Genomic DNA, 14,744 nt, shown 5'->3' with positions numbered 1-14,744 from the left:
TGACCGCATCCGGGCGAAGCGCGACGGCGCTCGGCACGCCCTGACCAGGTTCGCCTTCGGCGACGCTCACGACCTCGCGACGGGGCCAGCCCCAAGGGACGAAAAGGCGCGAGCGTACGGCATGCCGCTGCCCGCTGTCCAGCAAATCCCGCTGCCTCACCCGCCGCGACGACGCCAGCGGGGAGACACCCGACTCACCTCCCTGCCGCGGGGGACATCGATCATCGAGCCATCGCGCATGCCCCTGTGCACGGTTGCGAACTGCCGGCAGCGGTCACCGCGGCAACGATGGCCGCGGCTGTCACCGAAGACTGGTGGCCCCGGCACGGCGTCCGCCACGGCGCGAACACCCGCCTGCCATCATGCCCGCATGCTGGAATTCCCAGGGGTTTGCGGCTTTGCTTCCGGCGGTCGGCAATGACCCCGGCGGCAGGCAGCCGCACCACCACACGCCGCCTACGGCTGCGGCGCACCTGCTGGCGTTGCGGGCGTCTGGTCAGCAATGGGTAAACCGTCGGATGCCTGCTATCCTGCGCCCTTGCGGTATTCTTGCCGGCCCGCGAGCCAACCCCGTTCGACCGCAGCGACCCGGCTTGACCACCAGCAGTTGCCGGCGTTGCCAATGGCCGGCCGCAACACGGGGCCTGCCACCCGACACGACCGGCCGCGACAGCCGAATGCCGCCAGCACGCGGCGCCCGCCACCAGTCGAAGCGAGAACGAATGAGTTATACCTTTGCCTCCGCCACCATCCTGCTGATCCTCATCACCGACCCGATCGGCAACATTCCCATCTTCGCCAACGCGCTGCGGCACGTGGCGCCGGCCCGGCGGCCATTGGTCATCCTGCGCGAGGTTCTCATCGCTTTCGTCCTCCTGTTGACCTTCATGTTCGTCGGCGAGGCTTTCCTGCGCCTGATGAATCTCAGCGAGATCTCGCTGCAGATCGGCGGCGGCGTGATCCTCTTCCTGATCGCGCTGCGCATGATCTTTCCACCGCCGGGGTCCGATGCCGTCGACCCGGCAGGGGAACCCCTGATCGTGCCGCTCGCCGTTCCGGCGATCGCCGGCCCGTCGGCGCTCGCGACCGTTCTGCTGCTGGTGTCGCAGGCACCCGATCGCCGGCTGGAATGGATCGGCGCCCTGTGCATCACGATGGCGGTCAGCGCGATCATCCTCGTACTCGCCGAGCGCATTCAGCGCGTCGCCGGCGACCGCATCGTGATCGCGCTGGAACGGCTCATGGGTCTGGTACTCGTGGCGATGGCAATCGAGATGATCCTGCGCGGCGTCAAGACCTTTGCCCTGCAGATCTCGCAGGCTCACCCGTGATGCACTGCCGCTTACGCCGGCGTCGCGGGTCGGGCGCAGCAATGGCCCGGCACAGAGCATCCGGCATGGCGACGATACACGCGCGCCAGCTTCAGGAAGGACGCCGCCGCCGCCATGCACGGATCAGATACAGACGCCAGGCGGCGCTGGTAACCACGAAGCCCAGCGCCGAGAGGCTGCTGGCGAGCGCAATCAGACCGACCGCCAGCGGCTTGGCAACGGCCAGCATCCACACCTGCATCGCCTCCGCCCAGCCAGTGAAGGCGCCAACACTGAACGCTGGGGGGGCGACGAAACCGCCGCTGTCGCCGATCAGCAGACGACCGAGCTGGTAAGCCGCCAGGTACAGGGGCACGATGGTGAACGGGTTGGTGTAGAGCGTCACCACCAGTGCGAGCGGCAGGTTGACGCGCAGGACCAAGGCGCTGGCCGCCGCCCCGATCATCTGCAACGGACCGGGAATCAGGCCGCAGAACATGCCGACGGCAACCGCACCGGCAGCCGAGTGACGGTTGAGGTGCCACAGCCGCGGATGCAGCAGCCACGACTCGAACGGACGCAACCAGCGATTGTTGCGGATCGATTCGTGGTCAGGAAGGTACTTTTTCAGCAAGCGACGCATACCCGGCATTATCGCAGGCTGTACCCGGCGATGGCACGCCGCGCGGATGCGGGGCGGCCAGCGGCGACTGCCCGCGACAGACCGGGCGGACTCGTTTGCCGGCCCAGATCAAAGACTGGGGCGGACTGCGGGCGGAGAATCGCAGGCCATTCCCCCATCACCGACGGAAAGCACCATGCACGCCTGCGAGCAACCCCGTATCGATGCCATCCACGCCTTCGACGCTCGCGGCGTCGCGAAACGTTTTCGCCACGCCGCGATCTTCGGCGCTCTCGACGTCCTGACGCCGGGAGAAAGCATGCGCTTCTGCAACGACCATGACCCCCTGCCGCTGCTCGCGCAACTCCAGATCCGCTATGGTGATGCGTTGCAGATCAGCTACGTGCAGCGGGAACCCGGAGCTGTCGTCGTCGACTTCCGCCGCACAGCCCGAGGACGCCCGTCATCTGCCAACGGGCGCCTGGCTGCCGGGCGCTGAACTTGCAGGCGAAGGGGACAGCGTGCCCGGCCACCGCTCTGCCGCCCGGCTACGCAGGATAGGCGCTTGCTGATCTACCTCGGCCTCTCGGCCCTGGCGACCTTCGTCACCGCGCTGGTGTGGCTGCCTCTCGGCCTGCCATCGCTGCCGGCAGTCGCGCACTTGCTGCTGACGGTCGGCCTCATGCCGCTGATCTTCGGCGTCATCACCCATTTCGTAGCCGTCCTGACGCGTAGCGGTGGGGCACCACGAAACCTGCTGCTGGCGCCGATCCTGTTGCAGCTTGCCGGCGGCCTCGCCTTTCTCGGCTTCATTGGCGAAGCGCCGGCGGCCGCCTTGTCGGCCGCTGCCAGCGGCACGCTGGTGCTAGCAGCGGCTCTCGCCGGCTGGATGATCCTGCGCGCGCGGCGCGCACTCGGCACGCCGCACCCGTGCTGGCGCTGGTACCTGACAGCGATCAGCCTGCTCTGCATCGCTTTGCTGCTGGTGCCGGCGATGGCCTGCTGGCCGCAGGCGCGCAACGCACTGCGCCTGCTCCATCTGCACCTCAATGTGCTCGGCTTCGTTGGCCTGACCGCGCTCGGCACGCTGCCGGTCCTGCTGCCGACGGTGATGAACAGCGCCGACGCCACCGCCGCGTCACGCTTGCGGAGAAACCTGCCGCCCGCCGTTGGCGGCGTCCTGATGATCGCTGTCGGCGCTGCCGTCTGGGTGCCTCTGGCTCTGGCTGGCGCCCTTCTGCTGGCAGCCGTCGTCCTCAGCCTGGCGCACGCCAGCCTCGCTCGTCATGGCTGGCGCCGGCTGTTCGGCGATGGTGCGGCGAGCGCCCTGTCCGGCGCCGTGGCCGGGTTTCTGCTGCTCCTTGGCTTGGGAGCCGGACACGCTGTGGGAGCGCTCGACGGCCGCGACAGCCTCGTCGCCTTCATCGCCGGCTTTCTCCTGCCCCTGGTCACCGGTGCCCTGACACATCTGCTCCCGGTCTGGCTGCTGCGCGGCAAGCGGACGCCGCGACGAGACCGGCTGCACGTCGCGTTACGCCGCGGCGGCGTGCAGCGGGCGCTGCTTTTTCTTGCCGCCGGGGCGTTGCTCGGCAACGGCGTCGGCGCCGGCGTGTGGCCCGCGTTGCTGGGACTGCTGCATTTCCTCGGCACTTTGCTGCAGGCCCTCTGGGTACACCGCGAGTGACCACCCGAAATGGCATGTTTACTGCATTAAAACAACGTTCTCGAATGTATTTGTGAAAAAAGTCTCAAGATCTGCGAAATGCGTCCGTTGGCAGGGATATGATCCACACGGTGAAGAATCTGTGACGGAGCGAGCGATGTTCAAGCACGACCACCTTTCTCGACTGTATCCATCCCGCCAGGCATCACGGCGACTGCACCGCCGCCCGGCCTTGCCCGCCGATCATCAGACGGCCCACGTGCATGCCTTCAGCACCGTCGGAGACGGCGGGGCGCAACACAGGCGGATGCGTCGCAACAGAATGGCTGCACCGCAGGCGACGATGCTCGAGTTGCTGGCGGCCGAAGCGCGCATCGCGGACCTCGAACACGCGTTGCGCACGGCACAGGCAGCAGCGGTTACCGATACGCTGACCGGCGCCCTGAATCGCCGCGGCTTTGACCAGGCGCACGACCGCGAGGCTGCCCGCAGCCGCCGCAGCGGTAGCCCGCTCGCGCTGGCCCTGATCGACCTCGACGATTTCAAGCATCTGAACGACACGCTGGGTCATCAGGCGGGTGACGAGGCACTGATTCATCTCGTCCGTACCCTGCGCTCCGCGCTGCGACCGTCCGACATCCTTGGCCGTTTCGGTGGCGAGGAGTTCGTCCTGATGCTGCCTGACACCGGACTCGAAGAAGCGGTGACCGCCCTCACCCGCTTTCAGCGCCAGCTCGCAGACGCCCGCGTCAGCGGCAGTGGCGTCACCCTGAGTTTCAGTGCCGGCGTCGTCGTGCAGGCGTCCGGCGAGTCGTTCCGGGAGGCGATCGAGCGTGCCGATGCGGCGACCTATGCCGCCAAACGGGCAGGCAAGAACCGCGTCTTCAGCGGCTGACGCCGCGGCAACACCGAGCGCCCACGGAGCCAGGGCGATGGTCGGCATGTTAGACTGCGCACTCTCTTAGCTGCCCGCATCCCGCCGACTCTCATCACCATGCGCTACATCTCGACTCGTGCCCGGCCCACCGGCACCGTGGGTTCATCGAAGCCGACGTTCTCGGAAATCCTCCTTGGCGGCCTCGCTCCCGACGGAGGTCTCTATCTCCCGGAAACCTATCCCCGGATCGACCAGTCCGAGCTTGCGCGTTGGCGTCGCCTGTCCTATGCCGATCTCGCCTGCGCCGTGCTGGCCCGCTTCATCGATGACATTCCGCCAGACGATCTGCGCACCCTGACCCACAGGACCTACACGGCTGCCATCTACAGCAACGGGCGCAACGATTCGGTCGCCAGTGAGATCACGCCGCTGCGCTGGCTTGACCCACCGGCGCCGGAACGTGGTGAGGGCGGGCTGGCGATTCTCGAACTGTCCAATGGGCCGACACTGGCCTTCAAGGACATGGCCATGCAGTTGCTCGGCCATCTTTTCGAGTACGTTCTGACGCGCAACGGCGAGGAGATCAACATTCTCGGCGCCACCTCGGGCGATACCGGTTCGTCTGCCGAGTACGCGATGCGCGGCAAGCGCGGCGTGCGGGTGTTCATGCTCTCGCCGCACCAGCGAATGAGTGCCTTCCAGCGCGCCCAGATGTACTCGCTGCAGGATCCCAACATCTACAACATCGCCGTCCGCGGCACCTTCGACGACGCCCAGGACATCGTCAAGGCGGTGTCGAACGACCACGCGTTCAAGACCCGCTACCGCATCGGTGCAGTCAATTCGATCAACTGGGCACGCGTCGCCGCGCAGGTAGTGTACTATTTCAAGGGGTACTTCGCGGCCACCGGCGGGGCCGGCGGCAATGAAGGGCAACAGGTTGCCTTCGCCGTCCCGTCGGGCAACTTCGGCAACATCTGCGCTGGCCACATCGCGCGCATGATGGGGCTGCCCATCGGCAGGCTGATCCTGGCAACGAACGAGAACGACGTCCTCGACGAGTTCTTCCGCAGCGGCGTCTACCGCCCGCGCGCCACCAGCGAGACCGCAGCCACCTCGAGCCCTTCGATGGACATTTCGAAGGCTTCGAACTTCGAGCGCTTCGCCTTCGACCTGGTTGGCCGTGATCCGGAGGTCATCCGCCGGTTATGGTCGGCGGTCGATCGCGGCGACAGTTTCGACCTGTCGGCAGAACGCTGCTTCGCCCGTCTGCCCGACTTCGGCTTCGTTTCCGGTCGCAGCACGCACGCCGACCGCCTCGAGACCATCCGCCGAACCCATGATCGCTACGGTCTGATCATCGATCCGCACACCGCTGACGGGCTCAAGGTCGGCAGCGAGCGGCGCACGGCGGAGATGCCGATGGTGGTACTGGAGACCGCGCTGCCGGCCAAGTTCGAGGAAACGATCGTCGAAGCGCTGGGGCGCACACCCGACCGACCCGCCACAATGGAAGGCCTGGAGAAGCTGCCGCAGCGCGTTGAGATCATGGACGTCAGTGTTGATCAGGTGCAGCGCTTCATCGTGCAACACGTGCCGTGAACTGCCGCCCATCGTGGCTTCAAAGGTAAATGACGGCCGGGAAGACGGCCGCAGCCAGGACCAGTACCAGCCATTCGAGATTGTGTCGCGCCAGGAACCCCGTGAAGTGCATGATCAATATCGTGATCGCCAGTACGTAGAACAGCGCAAATAGCATCAGACCACCCTCTCCCTGTTGGCGGAAGCCAAAACGCCCGGCCTGCCTCGCATCGACCGGATGATATCATCGCCGTAGCCCCGGTTTGCACTGCGGCATGCCCATTTGGCGCCGCGCGAGCCACCGCCCGCATGCTGCTACCGCTCGTCAGCGCCGGCCGGCTAGTCCTGAAAACGCAGCGAAAGATCGAGAGCCCGGACATCCTTGGTCAGGCTACCGATCGATATCCGGTCCACGCCGGTCTCGGCGATCGCGCGGACGGTTTCGAGGCTGACGTTGCCCGATGCCTCGAGCACTGCGCCGCCAGCAGCGATCGCCACCGCCGCGCGCAACTGATCGAGGCTCATGTTGTCAAGCAGGACCATCTGCGCACCACAGGCGAGCGCCTGGCGCAACTCGTCGAGATTCTCGACCTCGATCTGCACGAACTCGCAGACTCCGCCAGTGGCAGCGGCCACCTGCTTCGCCGCCGCCAGCGCACCGGCGATGCCGCCGGCGGCAACGATGTGGTTCTCCTTGATCAGGATTCCGTCGTAGAGGCCGAGCCGATGATTGCCGCCACCACCGCAGCGGACGGCATACTTCTGTGCCAATCGCAGTCCGGGAATCGTCTTGCGCGTGTCGACCACCTGCGCCCGCGTTCCCGCCACCTGATCGGCGTACTGCCGGGCCTTCGTCGCAACGCCGGAAAGCAACTGCAGGAAGTTGAGCGCGCTTCGCTCGCCGGTCAGCAGCGCACGCGCTGGCCCCTCGATCTCGCACAGCAACTGGCCCGGCCCGATGCGTGCGCCATCACGCACCTGCCAAGCGACGCGAACCGTCGTGTCGAGCTGCCGGAAACAGGCAGCGAACCAGGCAGAACCGCAGAGGATGGCGTCCTCGCGCGCGATCACGGTCGCCCGCGCGCGCGCCGCAGCCGGCACCAGTTGCGCCGTCAGGTCGCCGCTGCCGACGTCCTCGGCCAACGCTGCGGCAACGTTGCGTTCGACTTCGCCCGCGAGCATGGCTGCAAAGGTCATGAGGATTCCCGTACACTAGCGTCAACTGATGGGATTTTATCACCAATGGGAGGCATCAATGATCGACCTGCTGCTCGTCACGGCGGGCGTCCTGCTCGCACTGGCTTTCGCCGGAGGCCTGGTCTACCTCTACGTACAGGACGTGACGCAGGAAAGGCATGCCGTCCTGCGCAACTTCCCACTCGTCGGCCACCTGCGCTACCTGTTCGAAAGCCTGGGCGAGTACTTCCGGCAGTATTTCTTCCTTGGCGACCGTGACGAGATGCCCTTTGACCGGGCAACGCGGAGCTGGGTCTATCGCATGGCGAAGAACCAGGGCGGGATCATTGGCTTTGGCTCGACCTACCGGATCCACGAGCCAGGCGCGCTGGTATTCGTCAACGCACCCTTCCCGGTTCTCGAAGAGGAACAGCGTCCGACGCCGCCGCTGCCGATCGGCGAAGGCTACTGCCCGACCCCGTTCTGCGGCCGCTCGCTGGTCAACGTCAGCGCCATGAGTTTCGGTGCCATTTCCAGACCGGCCGTGCAGGCGTTGTCGCGCGGCGCGGCCGCCGCCGGCTGCTGGCTGGATACTGGCGAAGGTGGCCTGTCACCCTATCATCTCGAAGGGGGCTGCGACATCATCTTCCAGATCGGCACCGCCAAGTATGGCGTCCGCGATGGCAACGGACAGCTGTCCGACCAGCGCCTGCGCGAGCTGGCAGCACACGAAAGCGTCCGCGCCTTCGAGATCAAGCTGTCGCAGGGCGCCAAGCCGGGCAAGGGGGGAGTCCTGCCGAGCAACAAGGTGACCCCCGAGATCGCCGAGATTCGCGGCATCCCGCTGGGCAAGGACTCGCTGAGCCCGAACCGTCACCGCGATGTCGCCGACATCGACCAGTTGCTCGACCAGGTCGAGCACGTTCGTGCGATGACCGGCAAGCCGGTCGGTGTCAAGACCGCGATCGGCGGCAGGGCGTTCATGGACGAGCTCACGGCGGCCGTCGCGCGTCGCGGGCTGCACGCCGCGCCCGACTTCCTGACCATCGATGGTGGCGAGGGCGGCAGCGGTGCGGCGCCACAGGCCTTGGCCGACCACATGGCCCTGTCGATCGACGAAGCGCTGCCGCTGGTGGCCGACGCACTGATGGCCAGCGGCCTCACGCAACGGATTCGCCTGATCGCAGCCGGCAAGCTGGTGACGCCGGCGCGGGTTGCGTGGGCACTCGCAGCCGGTGCCGATTTCGTCAACACCGCACGCGGCTTCATGTTTTCGCTCGGCTGCATCCAGGCTCTGCGCTGTCACACCAACACCTGCCCGACCGGGGTCACCACACATGACCCCCGCCTGCAACGCGGCCTGGTCGTCGAAGACAAGGCAGAACGGGTTGCCGCCTACTGCCGCAACATGAACAGGGAGATCGAGATGATCGCCCACTCCTGTGGTCTCGCGCACGCCCGCGGACTGCGCCGCGAGCACGTCCGCATCGTCCAGCCCTCCGGGCGCAGCATCCCTCTCGACGCCCTCCATCCCTATCCCGGCACGGCGACGAATTGAGTAACGGGACGTGGCGGCAGCGCAGGCACTCGCAGGTGGCGCCGGACACGGCCCTCGGCCACCCTTGCCGGGATCAGCTGCCGTGCGCTGCCCGGTCGGGCAGCCCCGGTGAACGCCTGACGGTCAGAGTGCCTCGGCGAGCCAGGCATCACTCGGCAGATCGGGTACCCCGGGGTTGATGAGGAAGCGCGTCATCGCGCGCGGATTCATCAGGCCGATACCCCCTTGGGCCAGACGATAGTGGAGCGCCGGCCGTTCGAACAGGCCGGTCAGATTCATGAGCCGTTCGGCGAGCGCCGGCTTGCGGACGCCTGCAGCGGCCATGTACAGCGCGTGGCCGCCGGTGAAGAAGAACTCGATCCGCACGCTGAAATGATCGCCGTCCAGGCCACCGACAAAGGGCTCGGCGCGCTGCTCCGGCGTCAGCGCGGTCAGGCTCAGATTGTGCTGGCTGGGCAGATGCTCCTCAAGGTCGCGTGCGGTCTCGATCTCGATGCAGGCGATCGCCGCAGCGGCAAAAACCTCGGTCTGCGCGCCCGCCCCGATGATCAGTGGCTTGCCGCTGAACAGGTGCCCGCCGCGCCGCAGGCTGTCGATGATGGTCTCGAGACTGCTTTCGTCGGTGGGGACGAAACGCCGCGCACGATTCGCGGTGGTGATCACGGTGATCTTGCTGGTCATCCTGGCACTCCATCGTTAGGAAGCATGGCACGCTTCCGCCACAGGCGTTCTCAACCACCGGCACGGTGCTTCCCCTGTACCCACAGCACGTCGCCACAACCGGCGGCGCGGTTCAGCGCACGGCCCAGGACGAACAGCAGGTCGGACAGGCGGTTGAGATACTTGCGCGCGAAGTCGGAGACCGTCTCGCTGTGTGACAGGTGCACCACATGGCGCTCGGCGCGACGGCATACCGTCCGGGCAAGATGTGCCAAGGCGGCGGCCCGGCTGCCGCCGGGGAGAATGAAGTCCTTCAGCGGCGGCAGGTCGTCGTTGAAGCGCTCGACGAGGTCCTCGAGGCGGCCCACCTGCGCATCGCTGATCATGCTCATTCCGGGAATGCACAGTTCCCCGCCGAGATCGAAAAGGTCGTGCTGAACTCCGGTCAGTGCCTGCCGGATGTCGTCCGGAATCTCCTCGGTCAACAGCACGCCGATCGTCGAATTGAGTTCGTCGACCTGGCCGATCGTCTCGATGCGCAGACTGTCCTTGGCCACGCGCGTGCCATCACCGAGGCCGGTGGTACCGGCATCACCGGTCCGCGTGACGATTTTCGACAAACGATTGCCCATGAGGATTTTCCTGATCAGAATATAGACGATTATAGACGAAGGAGCGTTCGTGACCCGCCCCGCGCTGCAACTGAGTGCCAACCTCAGTTTCCTGTTCACCGAGTATGAATTCGGCGAGCGTTTCGAACGCGCCGCACGCGCAGGCTTTCGCGGCGTGGAATACATGTTTCCCTACGCCTGCGATCGCGACGAGTTGCGCGCGCTGCTGCGCGAAAACGGCCTGCAGCAGGTTCTGCACAACCTGCCGGCGGGCGACTGGGCGGCAGGCGAACGAGGAATCGCCTGTCTGCCGGGACGCGAAGCCGAGTTCCGCGAATCGGTCGCGCTGGGAATCGACTTCGCACGCACGCTTGGCTGCCGGCAGCTCAACTGCTTGGCCGGAATCGCGCCGACCGGCATTGTCGACGAAGAGTTGCACGCAACCCTGACGGGCAATCTGCGCTACGCCGGCGAGCAGCTTGCACGGCATGGCATCCGGCTGCTGATCGAACCGATCAACAGCCGCGTCGACATGCCCGGCTTCTGGCTCGACACGCCAGCCAAGGCTCTGGCGTTGATCGCCGAACTGGCAATCCCGAACCTCTGGCTGCAGTATGACGTCTACCATGCCCAGGTGATGGCGGGAGACTTGGCGCAGACGATCGAAAGCCACATCGACCGCATCGCGCACATCCAGCTGGCCGACAACCCGGGCCGCAACGAACCCGGCAGCGGCGAAATCAACTACCCCTTTCTCTTCGACCTGCTTCGCCGCATCGGCTACGACGGCTGGCTGGGCTGCGAGTACCGGCCAACGTTGGCAAATACGGAAAGGAGCCTCGGCTGGGCGCGCGAATGGCTGGCCCCCCTGCCGCCGGCGCGTGCTGACGGAACGGAGCCGCCGCCACCCCCGCAGCGGCATTGACCATCCCTGGCCAGTTGCCCTGGTCACCACAGGACTCGGGATCAACCGTCGGCATAGACCTTGCAGAAGCGCAGTTCCTCGGAGTACGGGAAGAAATCCTCGACGTGGCCGGCGCGGATTCTCTCCTGTGTCGTCTGCCAGAACTTGACGTTCAACAGGGCCCGATGGTACTTCAGGAAGGCCGAGCGGACCTTCGCCGAGCCGAGCAGGAAGCTGGCGAACTCCTCCGGGAAGACGTCGTACCGACCGACCGAGTACCAAGGCTCGCCAGACATCTCCATCTCGGGGTACGGTGGCTCCGGGATGGCGCGGAAGTTGATGTCGGTCATGTACTCGATCTCGTCGTAGTCGTAGAAGACCACACGTTTGTAGCTCGTCACGCCGAAGTTCTTCCACAGCATGTCGCCCGGGAAGATGTTGGCGATCGCCAGTTCCCTGATGGCGTTGCCATACTCCAGGACAGCCTGGTCGATCTCCGCGGGTGTCGCCGCGTCGAGGTAGAGGTTGAGCGGCGTCAGGCGACGTTCGATATAGAGGTGCTTGATCACCAGATTGTCACCCTCTTCCTCAAGCAACGATGGTGCCAGCGTGCGCAAGGCTTCGAGGAGTTCGACCGAGAAGCGCTTCTTCGGCAGCAGCACCTGCGAGAACTCGAGGGTATCGGCCATCCGGCCGACTCGGTCCACCTGCTTGACCATCAGATACTTGCGCTTGACCGTCTCGCGGTCCATCTCCTTGCTCGGTCCAAACACATCCTTGATCAGCTTGAAGACATAGGGGTATGAAGGCAGGGTGAACACCAGCATCACCAGGCCGGCAATTCCCGGTGCGATGACGAACTGGTCCTGCGAATGCCGCAGATGGTGCTTCAAATCCCGGAAGAAGAGAATCTTGCCCTGCTTGCCAAGGCCGAGCATCGTGTAGATCTCCGACGGTGGCTTGTGCGGCATGATGCTGCGCAGGAACTGCACGTAGCCCGACGGGACCTCCATGTCTACCATGAAGTAGGCGCGCGACAGTGAGAACAGGATGCTGATCTGCGCGCTGTCGAGCAGGATGGTGTCGACCACCAGTTCGCCGGCCGGCGAATGCACGACGGCAACGGCGAACGGGAATTCGGCATGGCCGTTGATTCCCTTGCCGAAAATGTAGGCACCCTTGTTGCGATAGAAGGCGGAATGCAGGACCTCGATCTGTGCGTTGGCCTCGGCCGCGGGCCACTCATCCAACCGCCTCCTCAGGGTCCGCATGATGTAGTCGACGTCGCGGTCGAGATTCTCGAAAGGGCGCTGCCAATCGAAATCCGTGATGATCTGGCGGACGGTGCGGCGCAAGCCGCGGTGGGCCGGATAGTAGCTGCGATAGACTGGCGGGTATGACTGGATGTACTCCGTCGACACCGCCGGCCGGGCGAAGATGTAATCGTTGTTGAAGTAGGTCCGATGCAGAATCTTGGTGCACACCGAGTTGAAGAAGGTCTCGGCAAGCTCGGGCTGCTTGTGGTTGATGAGATGACCGATATAGAAGAGCTTGAGCTGCTGCCAAGTCGCGTCATCGAGCGCCGCAGCACCGTAGTTGGCACACAGCAGGTCGGCGGTCTCGCTGACGCGATCATCGTAGGAGCGGATACGCTCGCGCACCGCGTCATGAACGCCTTTCCAGTCTGCCGCTTCGAAGAGCAGCTTGGCCTGCTGACCGTAGTGGCGAATGATTCGGTAGTGCCGGTTGAAACCATCGATCATCGCCTCGGCGATACGCCGTGGGAGCAGGTTTTCGATGCTGGGGAGATCCATGACAGCCACTCGCGAGTCCAACACGGCGGCATTGTAGCACCGCGCCTGCTGCGCCGCACCAAAGGTGCGGAGGCGCCCTCCGCGGGAGCGCCGCCAGTGGCCTGAGAAACCCGCCCGGAGCCCGTCGGCAGCTCATGGCGGACCTTCCGGCGGGACGTGAAGCACTGGCAAATCGTCGGCATTTGCTACATAATCGCGCGTGGCGCCGCTGGATGGTTTTGCTTCTGACAGAGTCCCTCGTGCCCACAAGACAGCAATGCGGTCGGGCCGGTTCGCAGGCAGTGAACGCTGGCCCGATGCAGCGATGCTGGTACCCGAACCGGATGATTCACCCACACGACACTACACGGAGTAGGCATGAGCGCAAGTCTGATCAAAGTCCCACAAGGTGGCCAGAAAATCGTTCCGGGACAGGCTGTCCCGGACAACCCGATCATCCCGTTCATCGAGGGCGATGGCATCGGCATCGACATCACGCCGGTGATGATCAAGGTGGTGGACGCCGCGGTGGCCAAGGCCTATGGTGGGGCCAAGAAGATCTTCTGGATGGAGGTCTACGCGGGCGAAAAGTCGACGCAGATGTACGGCTCCGACGTCTGGTTGTCGCCCGAGACTCTCGACGCACTGAAGGAGTTTTCGGTATCGATCAAGGGTCCGATGACGACGCCGGTCGGTGGCGGCATCCGCTCACTGAACGTTGCCCTGCGCCAGGAACTCGATCTCTACCAGTGCGTTCGCCCGGTGCGCTACTTCCGCGGCGTACCCTCGCCACTCAAGGACCCGGCCAAGACGAACATGGTCATCTTCCGCGAGAACACCGAGGACATCTACGCCGGCATCGAATGGGAAGCCAATTCCGAGGGCTGCCGGAAGGTCATCAAGTTCCTGCAGGACGAGATGGGCGTGAAGAAGATCCGCTTCCCGGCCAGCTCCGGCATTGGCATCAAGCCGGTATCGCAGGAGGGGACGGAGCGCCTCGTTCGCGCAGCCATCAAGTACGCGATCACCAACAAGCGCAAGTCGGTGACGATCGTCCACAAGGGCAACATCATGAAGTTCACCGAGGGTGCGTTCCGTGACTGGGCCTACGCTCTGGCCAAGAAGGAATTCGGTGGCGTCGAAATCGACGGCGGGCCGTGGCTCAAGCTGCCCAGTGGCATCGTCATCAAGGATTCGATCGCCGATGCCTTCCTGCAGCAGATTCTGCTGCGCCCAGCCGAGTACGACGTGATCTGCACGACGAACCTGAACGGCGACTACATCTCGGATGCGCTCGCCGCCCAGGTCGGTGGTATCGGCATCGCCCCCGGCGCCAACATCTCGGACGCCTACGCCTGCTTCGAGGCGACGCACGGCACGGCGCCCAAGTATGCCGGCCTGGACAAGGTCAACCCGGGTTCGCTGATCCTTTCGGCAGAGATGATGCTGCGCCACCTCGGCTGGTTCGAAGCCGCAGACCTGATCATCGCCGCGATGGAAGCGGCGATCGGCGACAAGGTCGTCACCTACGACTTCGCGCGCCTGATGGAAGGCGCCACCGAGGTCTCCTGCTCCGAATTCGGCGACGCCATGATCGCCCGCATGTAGGGGCTTGCCGGCACAAGCCCGTGCCTGCCGCACCATCAGGGCCCCCGCGAGGGGGCCCTGCACCTTTCGGATGCACCGGCCACTGCATGGGCAGGCGCCCGCTGGCCTGAAAGCACGGCCGCATCCCGGGCACCTGCCTGCCAAATGGCGAGCCACCAGGCAGCCGCTTGTCCAGCCGGGCAAACGATGCTGTAGAATCGGCGGCGACTTCTGGAGCCGAAAGGCGCGCCACCGCTCTGACTAGGCGCTGCCAGCCGGCAGCGCACACCTCGCCGATGGCGCTGCCTGACAGCCCCGGCCGGGGTGCGGCGGTTTCCTGATGCCGATCGGCGGCGACCAGCGCGCACCGCTACCGCAGTCCGTCGCTCACCACCTGCTGCC

At 65.3% G+C, this 14,744-nt stretch carries 14 protein-coding genes; 8 read left to right on the top strand and 6 right to left on the bottom strand.

Annotation, left to right across the window (positions count from 1 at the left end; translation table 11 throughout):
• The first annotated feature begins 722 nt into the window (after positions 1 to 722).
• Positions 723 to 1,331: a hypothetical protein gene (locus HT579_09040; protein QKS29038.1), complete on the top strand. Its 609-nt coding sequence runs from the start codon at positions 723 to 725 to the stop codon at positions 1,329 to 1,331.
• Positions 1,332 to 1,422: 91 nt separating this feature from the next.
• Here the strand turns inward: HT579_09040 and HT579_09035 are convergent, their stop codons facing one another.
• Positions 1,423 to 1,953, bottom strand: coding sequence for a DUF2062 domain-containing protein (locus HT579_09035; protein QKS29037.1), 531 nt, complete (start codon positions 1,951 to 1,953; stop codon positions 1,423 to 1,425).
• A 175-nt stretch (positions 1,954 to 2,128) separates the two neighbouring features.
• Here HT579_09035 and HT579_09030 point away from each other — a divergent pair, with 175 nt between their 5' ends.
• The 4 genes from HT579_09030 to HT579_09015 all read left to right on the top strand — a co-directional run bounded on the left by HT579_09030 (position 2,129) and on the right by HT579_09015 (position 6,074).
• On the top strand, positions 2,129 to 2,431 hold the full coding sequence (locus HT579_09030; GenBank protein QKS29036.1) for a DUF2249 domain-containing protein: 303 nt from the start codon (positions 2,129 to 2,131) through the stop codon (positions 2,429 to 2,431).
• Between the two features lie 66 nt (positions 2,432 to 2,497).
• Entirely contained in the window at positions 2,498 to 3,616 is a 1,119-nt protein-coding gene (locus HT579_09025; protein QKS29035.1) for a hypothetical protein, read from the top strand.
• 286 nt (positions 3,617 to 3,902) lie between these two features.
• Positions 3,903 to 4,490 (top strand): GGDEF domain-containing protein, encoded by a 588-nt coding sequence (locus HT579_09020; GenBank protein QKS29034.1) that lies wholly within the window; start codon positions 3,903 to 3,905, stop codon positions 4,488 to 4,490.
• Between the two features lie 99 nt (positions 4,491 to 4,589).
• Positions 4,590 to 6,074, top strand: a complete 1,485-nt coding sequence (locus HT579_09015; protein ID QKS29033.1) for a threonine synthase — start codon at positions 4,590 to 4,592, stop codon at positions 6,072 to 6,074.
• 19 nt (positions 6,075 to 6,093) lie between these two features.
• On the opposite strand, the gene HT579_09010 is transcribed toward HT579_09015, so the two are convergent.
• Positions 6,094 to 6,231, bottom strand: coding sequence for a hypothetical protein (locus HT579_09010; protein ID QKS29032.1), 138 nt, complete (start codon positions 6,229 to 6,231; stop codon positions 6,094 to 6,096).
• Positions 6,232 to 6,392: 161 nt separating this feature from the next.
• Entirely contained in the window at positions 6,393 to 7,250 is an 858-nt protein-coding gene (locus tag HT579_09005) for a carboxylating nicotinate-nucleotide diphosphorylase (GenBank protein QKS29031.1), read from the bottom strand.
• Between the two features lie 58 nt (positions 7,251 to 7,308).
• Here HT579_09005 and HT579_09000 point away from each other — a divergent pair, with 58 nt between their 5' ends.
• Positions 7,309 to 8,787, top strand: a complete 1,479-nt coding sequence (locus tag HT579_09000) for an FMN-binding glutamate synthase family protein (protein ID QKS29030.1) — start codon at positions 7,309 to 7,311, stop codon at positions 8,785 to 8,787.
• Between the two features lie 123 nt (positions 8,788 to 8,910).
• On the opposite strand, the gene HT579_08995 is transcribed toward HT579_09000, so the two are convergent.
• Entirely contained in the window at positions 8,911 to 9,468 is a 558-nt protein-coding gene (locus HT579_08995) for a hypothetical protein (GenBank protein QKS29029.1), read from the bottom strand.
• 50 nt (positions 9,469 to 9,518) lie between these two features.
• Entirely contained in the window at positions 9,519 to 10,079 is a 561-nt protein-coding gene (locus HT579_08990) for a cob(I)yrinic acid a,c-diamide adenosyltransferase (GenBank protein QKS29028.1), read from the bottom strand.
• A 49-nt stretch (positions 10,080 to 10,128) separates the two neighbouring features.
• Here HT579_08990 and hyi point away from each other — a divergent pair, with 49 nt between their 5' ends.
• Positions 10,129 to 10,983, top strand: a complete 855-nt coding sequence (gene hyi / locus HT579_08985; GenBank protein ID QKS29027.1) for a hydroxypyruvate isomerase — start codon at positions 10,129 to 10,131, stop codon at positions 10,981 to 10,983.
• A gap of 41 nt (positions 10,984 to 11,024) precedes the next feature.
• On the opposite strand, the gene aceK is transcribed toward hyi, so the two are convergent.
• Positions 11,025 to 12,776 (bottom strand): bifunctional isocitrate dehydrogenase kinase/phosphatase, encoded by a 1,752-nt coding sequence (gene aceK / locus HT579_08980; protein ID QKS29026.1) that lies wholly within the window; start codon positions 12,774 to 12,776, stop codon positions 11,025 to 11,027.
• Between the two features lie 357 nt (positions 12,777 to 13,133).
• On the opposite strand from aceK, the gene icd reads away from it, so the two are divergent.
• Positions 13,134 to 14,363, top strand: coding sequence for an NADP-dependent isocitrate dehydrogenase (gene icd, locus HT579_08975; protein ID QKS29025.1), 1,230 nt, complete (start codon positions 13,134 to 13,136; stop codon positions 14,361 to 14,363).
• Positions 14,364 to 14,744: the final 381 nt, after the last annotated feature.

It is taken from the genome of Candidatus Accumulibacter similis (genome assembly GCA_013347225.1).
In the GTDB taxonomy this organism is placed as follows: domain Bacteria; phylum Pseudomonadota; class Gammaproteobacteria; order Burkholderiales; family Rhodocyclaceae; genus Accumulibacter; species Accumulibacter similis.
Note: the sequence above shows the minus strand (reverse complement) of the source record. Positions and strands in the feature narration are given on the sequence as shown.

What these genes read in the sequence shown, in the direction of transcription:
- HT579_09040 (QKS29038.1), top strand. Translation starts at nt 723, where the DNA reads ATGAGTTATACCTTTGCCTCCGCCACCATCCTGCTGATCCTCATCACC.
- HT579_09035 (QKS29037.1), bottom strand. Translation starts at nt 1,953, where the DNA reads ATGCGTCGCTTGCTGAAAAAGTACCTTCCTGACCACGAATCGATCCGC.
- HT579_09030 (QKS29036.1), top strand. Translation starts at nt 2,129, where the DNA reads ATGCACGCCTGCGAGCAACCCCGTATCGATGCCATCCACGCCTTCGAC.
- HT579_09020 (QKS29034.1), top strand. Translation starts at nt 3,903, where the DNA reads ATGCGTCGCAACAGAATGGCTGCACCGCAGGCGACGATGCTCGAGTTG.
- HT579_09015 (QKS29033.1), top strand. Translation starts at nt 4,590, where the DNA reads ATGCGCTACATCTCGACTCGTGCCCGGCCCACCGGCACCGTGGGTTCA.
- HT579_09010 (QKS29032.1), bottom strand. Translation starts at nt 6,231, where the DNA reads ATGCTATTTGCGCTGTTCTACGTACTGGCGATCACGATATTGATCATG.
- HT579_09005 (QKS29031.1), bottom strand. Translation starts at nt 7,250, where the DNA reads ATGACCTTTGCAGCCATGCTCGCGGGCGAAGTCGAACGCAACGTTGCC.
- HT579_09000 (QKS29030.1), top strand. Translation starts at nt 7,309, where the DNA reads ATGATCGACCTGCTGCTCGTCACGGCGGGCGTCCTGCTCGCACTGGCT.
- HT579_08995 (QKS29029.1), bottom strand. Translation starts at nt 9,468, where the DNA reads ATGACCAGCAAGATCACCGTGATCACCACCGCGAATCGTGCGCGGCGT.
- HT579_08990 (QKS29028.1), bottom strand. Translation starts at nt 10,079, where the DNA reads ATGGGCAATCGTTTGTCGAAAATCGTCACGCGGACCGGTGATGCCGGT.
- aceK (QKS29026.1), bottom strand. Translation starts at nt 12,776, where the DNA reads ATGGATCTCCCCAGCATCGAAAACCTGCTCCCACGGCGTATCGCCGAG.
- icd (QKS29025.1), top strand. Translation starts at nt 13,134, where the DNA reads ATGAGCGCAAGTCTGATCAAAGTCCCACAAGGTGGCCAGAAAATCGTT.